The sequence below is a fragment of the Brevinematia bacterium genome (assembly GCA_039630355.1).
Taxonomy (GTDB): Bacteria; Spirochaetota; Brevinematia; order DTOW01; family DTOW01; genus SKYB106.
The window spans coordinates 1-6,670 of record JBCNVF010000091.1 but is presented as its reverse complement, the minus strand read 5'-3'; the positions used below and the strand labels follow the sequence as shown (position 1 = coordinate 6,670).

Below are 6,670 nucleotides of genomic sequence, written 5' to 3'. Positions count from 1 at the left end.
GAAAGGCATGACGGAACTCTTGTATGGGTTCCAGATCCCGCTGCAAGAAAACAGATTCATTCAACTGGTAACTCTGTAATAGTTTCTCAGTCGTATAGTTGGGCGTCTTGGACTAGACCTACTCATGATTACTATATAATATACCAGCTCCATATTAGGACCTTTGTTACAAACAGCTCTGGCTACAATGGTTGGGGCACATTCAACACTGCAATCAGTAGGTTTAATTACTTGACTAATCTAGGAATAACTGCAATAGAACCGCTTCCAATTCAAGAGTTTCCTGGAGATATGTCATGGGGTTATAACTATGTGTTCCACTATGCTCCAGAAACTTCTTATTCTGGTTCTGCAAGTAGTGCGGGAACGAATATAGTATCTTTGAAAGATTTCGTCAACGAAGCGCATAAGAGAGGTATGGCAGTTATTCTTGACCTTGTGTTTAATCACCAAGGGACATCTGATGATCCTATTGCAGCGTTTGATCCTGCTGCAGACTGGAATAATCCAAACACTTACTGGTATTCTGGGAAGACTCCATGGGGACCAAGGTTTAACTATGCAAACCCGATGGTAAGTAAGTATCTTGTTGATAGTGCTAGATACTTTATGGAATTCTTTAGAGTTGATGGATTTAGGTTTGATGCTACTGCTTACATAAACGACTGGGGCTTTATGCAATTTGTGACGGATAGATTAAGAAGTATTGATTCTAGGGTATTGCTAATAGCTGAGCATCTGCCTAATGATGCTTGGGTAACGAGAAAGAAGTCTGCAGGTGGAGCTGGGTTTGATTCTCAGTGGAATGTTAACCTGTCTCACGAACTTAAGAAGTTGTTTATAAGTGGTCCTGGTGCTGTTGATATCAACTCCATAGCTAGCTATGTGGTTGCAGATTACCTAAACAATGGGATAGACAATCAAAGTCCAAATGGTCTTTTTGCAGTACAATACCATGTCTCACACGATGAAGCTGCAAATGGTAAACAGAGACCTTCGGCAGATCTTGTAAACAGAGGTTCCTGGGGCAACAGCGAATATGATGCTCAAGCCCAGATGATTACGGCAATAGCAACAGCAGTGATGGCTAGAGGAATACCAATGCTGTTCTATGGTGAGGAATTTCTTGAAGGGTATTGGGCAGGAAATCAAAAGTGGTTCAGAGATGATGTTCCAATAACGTGGGCTAATCTCAATAAAGTTAGAGCTACGAACACTATGAGAGCAGTTAGAGATCTGAACTGGATAAGAAGAAACAATGCTTGCGTGAGATTTGATCAGATTGGTATAGTTCACATAAACAATACATCTAAGGTCTTGAGCTTCAGAAGAGGATATGGAACTGGAAGTGGAGATATATATGTCATAATCAACTACGATAAACGAAACTACTCAAGTTATGGAATACCGTTTCCTAGCAGTGGCACTTGGAACTTAATATTTGCACATCCAAGTGGAGCTTACGGAGACTCTTGGGCAGATTCGTATCTGACAAGTAGTGTATCTTATTCTGGATCTGGTAATGTGAATATAAAGATACCAGAGTATGGAGTTTTGATTTATAGAAAGCAGTAATACCTAAGGGGGGCTCTGCCCCCCCTCTCTACTCTTTTCTTTGTATTCTTTTAAGATGTTTTCCTCTTGAACCTTATGTAGCTATAGTCTCATCTAGAAGATGATGTTTGTTGTAGCATCCTTTATTCAGAAAATGCCTTAATTCTTGGTAAAATTACGGGGTATTCGCTAAAGTATTCTCTAAAGTCCTTTACCTTTATTGAGAACACCTTAAGAGTATCTGAGAGAACTTTTATTTCTCTAATCTTGTTTTTAGTTCCTAGAAGAACATGGTCTGGGTCTCCTAAGAAGTAGTACTTCTTATTGTTGGAAGAAATTTTAATCTCGTCAGTTTCTCTACTAATACTTACTTCTCCGTCTAAGAGTATGTAAACCTTGCTATCTTTTAGATCGCTGTATATTACCTCGTTTTTCGGGATTTCCTCGTAGTTTAGGATCATCTCAAAATAGGTTTTCATTGAGGGAGTAAAACCGTCAAAGTAATTTGATGAAAATATACCCCAACTGTCTTTGCTTCTTATTTTTGATAGGTTCAGGAGTTTATTGTGGAGTTTTGAGTATCTTAAACTCTTGATAAAGCTTTCACCTTTTACTCTCAAGACTTTACATCCATTTCCACCAGCTACAATCGTGGCTCCTCTGCCACTACGGGTTAAAATAGCACTTTCTCCGAAGAAGTCAAAGACAGAATATTCTTTGAAAAGTTTCTCGCCAACGAAGAGTTTTATATATCCTTCAACTATTATGTAAAAATCCTTGTTCTCCCTATCTCCTTCCTTTATTATTACTTCGTTAGGGGCATATTCTTCAAACTCGCTGTTTTCTTCCATATCCTTTATTTTTCTTAGCGTAAGGTCCATAAAGAGATTCACAGAGGTGAGAACTTCAAATTTGCTCAATCTCTTCTGAGGAATGATTATGATGGTGTTTTCAACTCCCTGCTTAGGGTATAAGAGTCCAGGGTTGGGATTTGAAGAGATGTATTTTAGATAGTCATTTTCTGGACAGTGAAAAGCGAAGACTTTTTGATTCTCTCGCAACGGAAAATTTAGCTTTGAGATGTCGGTGTGTATTATTCCTGATCCTGCTTCATGAAGAATGTAATCATATCTCTTGAATCCATTCATAACAAAATCGTATCTTTCTTCGGAAATTATTCCCTCATCTAGAAGAAGTTTGGTTCTATCGGATACGAAGGTGTCTGAGGAGTAAAAAAGAGTTTTACCTTCAAACTCCACTGTAAATCCTATGGTTGGAATGGAGTGTAAAGCATAGTGAAATTTGAAAATCCCGTTTTCTATGTTTATTTCTTTTCCAACTTTGACTGCTTTGAACTCGCATATCTTTTCAAAAAATTCTTCACTTACATTTAGTAAGCTTGCGTATTTCTTCTTGAAGGAGTTCCAGATTGTTACTGTTGTATATACTTTTACTCTATTTCCCCTCAGCATACTTTGTAGTGTTCCTGCGTCGTGATCAGCGTGACAGTGAGTTAGAATTATTGCAACTATTCTACTTACGGGAATATTGTTTCTCTCAACTTCTGCAAATGAATGGGCAGGCGGGTCAATAAATATTCCCTTGCCATTAATCCAGAGTATGAAACCAGAGGTAGTTCCATTTGGATCAAATCCATTACTTGATCCTAGACATGTAAAACCAAACATTGGGAGAGTAAAGTTTGTTAGCTTTCTACTGTTGAGATTTCTATTCTCAATTATTCTTAAATCGTATTCAATGTAATCATAGATATTTTCATCTATCTTGACAGAAAGAGTGTCGTTGTCCTTAAGAAGTAGGATTTTATTGCCACTTTTCCTAATTGTGATTTCGTTTATGTTGATATCGTTGTCAATGTCTAGAAATTCAACGGAGTCAAAAACATCAAAAAGTTCTTCTTTGTTCTTCTGGTTCTTTCTTCTGAAGAAGAGCATTTCTGCAAGAATATTGCTTCTAATTCCACCATGAAAGTCATCTTCATAGATTTCGTCTGGACCTATAAGTGATTCTTTAAGGAGCACTTCAAGTGCTTTTCTTTGTTCTTTTGTGCAGAGAATAAATGTCTTTCTCTTTCTTATAAAGTAGTTATAGTAGATGGGAAACTCTATCTCGGCTACATTTAGGAAGGTAGTTTTGTCTATCATATTCCTGGGAACAACGTAGTACTGAGGTGCTTCTCCAAACATCTTTATTGAGTCTTTTATAGTTTCTGGTGGAACTCCCAGTTGAAATAGTATTTTCCCATCGCTTAAAAAGATATACCCTCCTCTTGGAAGTTGAAGTCCTTCAACCATATGTCACTCCACAATTGTAAAATGTAATACCATATTGACATTTTCGGATTCTCCCGAGATGAGAATCTTACTAAACTTCATTGGTAGCAGTAGATTTTCAATCTCTCCTAAGGAGAGAAATATATTTCTAAAGTTTCCACCAACCGAGGCTTTGTAGATTTCTCCAAGATCTTCTGACGATTCTTTAATAACATAGTTGACTCTTACATTGTATTTGGAAAAAACACTCAAGATTCTACTTAGTATAAGTCCTGGTGATTTAGTTTCTTCCTCAAGGCTTCTTATCCTGTTGTATTCATTCTCCAATACTGACAGTTTCCTGTTCATATAGGGAATATCCTGGTAGTTTTTGACTTCTCTATCAATAGCTTCAAATGTGATTCTGAGGTAGAGATATTCACCTATTAGGTAGGTGATTACTCCGAAAGCAAGTAGTATAACTCCTGTGTAAAGCCAAACAAATATTCTTCTCATAGTCCTATTCCTAGCTCAAATCTAAGAACCTTCTTACCTTCGTATGAAATTTCATGCAGTGATAGAATTTCAATGTTAGATATTCTCTGAACCTTTGATATCTTCTTTATAGTGTTGTGGAAGGATTCGCTATTTTCGGAAAAGCCCTTTACCTTTATGACTTTTGGCAAAACTTCAACGCTTTTGAGCCAAGTGTTCTCGTCAAGTGCAGTAAAAATCTCGTAAAGGGTATAGAAATATCTTTGCTTATTGGCAAACTTATTGTAAAAAGAGGAAATACTCTTTTCGTACTCTTCCATCTTCCTTTTTATTTCAATGACCCTTATGTATCTTTCTACTTCTGGTGATGCTACCGTTATTTTCTCTTCAATTCCTTTCTTTATGGTATTATACCTTTCTACTTCGTTTCTAGTAGATGCAACAAACACAACTCCAAGGATGACGAGGAGTGTTAGGATAAAGGATGTTCTGAATAGAACCATTTCGGAAACAGTTGTTAAAAAGTCTTTCTTAGGTAGGATATTTATGATGAAGTGCCATCCTCTAGAGGAGCTTATAATGTCAAGATAGAAGAAGTTTTCGTTCAACCAGCTAAATTCTGGTAACATTTCACCAGAAATTGTAATGATGTTAACTCTGTCAAATACTCTTTCTACAAAATCAGGCTCAAAGTAGAATAAAAGTACCTTTTCTAGGAACATACTTCTCTCTTTAACAAAGTCCGATATGAATGAGACAATATAGTTCTCAAGCACATTTCTATCGCTTATTTCCGTAATTTCAAATTTTAGGATGTTATTTCCTGAGAGTATGGATATTAATATTTCGTCTTGCTTATTTACAGCAATGGCGATTGCTCCTACGCTGGAGATACCTAAGAATATGTTAACATTACTCACTGTTGCTGAAGTAATTCTGACAAGAGATATACCTAGATTTCTGAAGTATCCTACGTATTCTGAAAGCAGGCTAACTTTTATAGCTGAGATCAAGACTTTGAAAAAAGCTCTGTCCTTTACTCTATAGTGTCCAACGATTTTGTAACTATACCTTAGGGATGAGATGTCAAAGATTCCAATGCTTTCTATCGTTGATACAACAACACTTTCAATCTTATTTCTGGCAACAGCAGGAATAGTTATGACCTTGTTAACAAACATTTCACTAGGAAGTATGAGGTTAGCAACATAGATAGGAATGTCTACATTCTTTTCTATAAACCTTTGGATTGAAAACTCCATCCTGTTTCTATCTACCAATTGCCCAGATACTAACTTAAGCGGTTTTTTACCAAATAGATAGTTGAGAAAAATTCCGACAAGGATGTTTGAGGATTTTATCTGGAATATAACTTCTATTATTCCCAAATATTCTAAAGTGAAGTATAAGATCTTTAGAGCTAGTCTCTTCATACTAAATATGGTATTTCTGGCTTTTGGTTGATTTCAAGTAAAATCAGTGGTGGTTCAGAAGTTTCAATTGACTTTTAGATCTGGTGAAGGGAAGTGTGGGAAGATGCTTTGGAAGGTAGCTGAGGTTTGGTAGATGTAGGAGAGGAGATTTTTAAACTACTTCTTTTCAGGGTTGAAAAGTAGGTAAGGGTATGAAGATAATTAGTTTAGGTTTATGTTAAAGGAGATTGCTGTTGTAATAGTTGTTATTGTTTCTTTTTTTATGCTAGGGGTGTTAATTTCATTGGCTGGGTTAGATTATACGGTTGCGAAGTATTATAGTGATTCTAAAGATCTTAAGGAGAAGAAGGTTACTAACAAGCCTAAGCCTAAATTAGAATCTGAGGTTAGGTATCTATTAGTTGAGGTAATCACAAGTAATGGAAGAGAGGTTGTTGCTGTAGATGAGGGAACTACCGAGCTTGAAGTTTTTTCTATAATGGGAGGTAGGGTGAAAAATATCTTGACAATTAGTAATCTTTTAAAAATAATTACTAATGTGGACAGTAAAATAGATTTGAGGTGAGATTATGCAGGAAGATAAGGATTTTGAGGAGATAGAAATAGAGCAGATAGACCTTGATATAGATAAGAGTTATGATATAACTGTTGACATAAGTTCTGTTGAGTTTCCCGAGAGTAGTGTAAGTGAGGAGAAATATTCGTCAGTTGAGGAGAGTGTAGGTGCTGAGGAGATAAGTTTTACTGAGACTGTTGATGTTAGTTCGTTGGGTATGGAAGGTGGTGATATTTCTGCGGAGGGTAAGAAGGAAGAGGAGGAGCTTACTGTTTTTGTAAGTGAAACTAGATTAGAGGAAGAGCCTGTAATTTCTAAGGATGAGGGGGTAGCATTGTCAGATTTAGAAGAGATGGAAA

6 protein-coding genes are annotated in these 6,670 nt (G+C 36.6%); 3 read left to right on the top strand and 3 right to left on the bottom strand.

Annotated elements, in window-relative coordinates:
• The coding region (locus ABDH28_05985) for an alpha-amylase family glycosyl hydrolase (protein MEN2998567.1) at positions 1–1,575 on the top strand (1,575 nt) is incomplete at its 5' end.
• 122 nt (positions 1,576–1,697) lie between these two features.
• Here ABDH28_05985 and ABDH28_05980 read toward each other — a convergent pair.
• Genes ABDH28_05980 through ABDH28_05970 form a run of 3 tightly spaced genes read right to left on the bottom strand, consistent with a single transcriptional unit; the run spans position 1,698 to position 5,755 of the window.
• Positions 1,698–3,869: a cyclic nucleotide-binding domain-containing protein gene (locus ABDH28_05980; protein MEN2998566.1), complete on the bottom strand. Its 2,172-nt coding sequence runs from the start codon at positions 3,867–3,869 to the stop codon at positions 1,698–1,700.
• A 3-nt stretch (positions 3,870–3,872) separates the two neighbouring features.
• Entirely contained in the window at positions 3,873–4,343 is a 471-nt protein-coding gene (locus ABDH28_05975) for a hypothetical protein (protein MEN2998565.1), read from the bottom strand.
• A complete protein-coding gene (locus ABDH28_05970) occupies positions 4,340–5,755 on the bottom strand; it encodes a hypothetical protein (GenBank protein ID MEN2998564.1) in 1,416 nt (471 codons plus the stop codon). Before ABDH28_05970 ends, ABDH28_05975 begins: the two co-directional genes overlap by 4 nt.
• Before the next feature lie 214 nt (positions 5,756–5,969).
• On the opposite strand from ABDH28_05970, the gene ABDH28_05965 reads away from it, so the two are divergent.
• A complete protein-coding gene (locus tag ABDH28_05965) occupies positions 5,970–6,320 on the top strand; it encodes a hypothetical protein (protein ID MEN2998563.1) in 351 nt (116 codons plus the stop codon).
• A gap of 4 nt (positions 6,321–6,324) precedes the next feature.
• The coding region (locus ABDH28_05960; protein MEN2998562.1) for a hypothetical protein at positions 6,325–6,670 on the top strand (346 nt) is incomplete at its 3' end.

Coding starts and splice junctions, on each gene's coding strand:
- ABDH28_05980 (MEN2998566.1), bottom strand. CDS start 3,869: ATGGTTGAAGGACTTCAACTTCCAAGAGGAGGGTATATCTTTTTAAGC.
- ABDH28_05975 (MEN2998565.1), bottom strand. CDS start 4,343: ATGAGAAGAATATTTGTTTGGCTTTACACAGGAGTTATACTACTTGCT.
- ABDH28_05970 (MEN2998564.1), bottom strand. CDS start 5,755: ATGAAGAGACTAGCTCTAAAGATCTTATACTTCACTTTAGAATATTTG.
- ABDH28_05965 (MEN2998563.1), top strand. CDS start 5,970: ATGTTAAAGGAGATTGCTGTTGTAATAGTTGTTATTGTTTCTTTTTTT.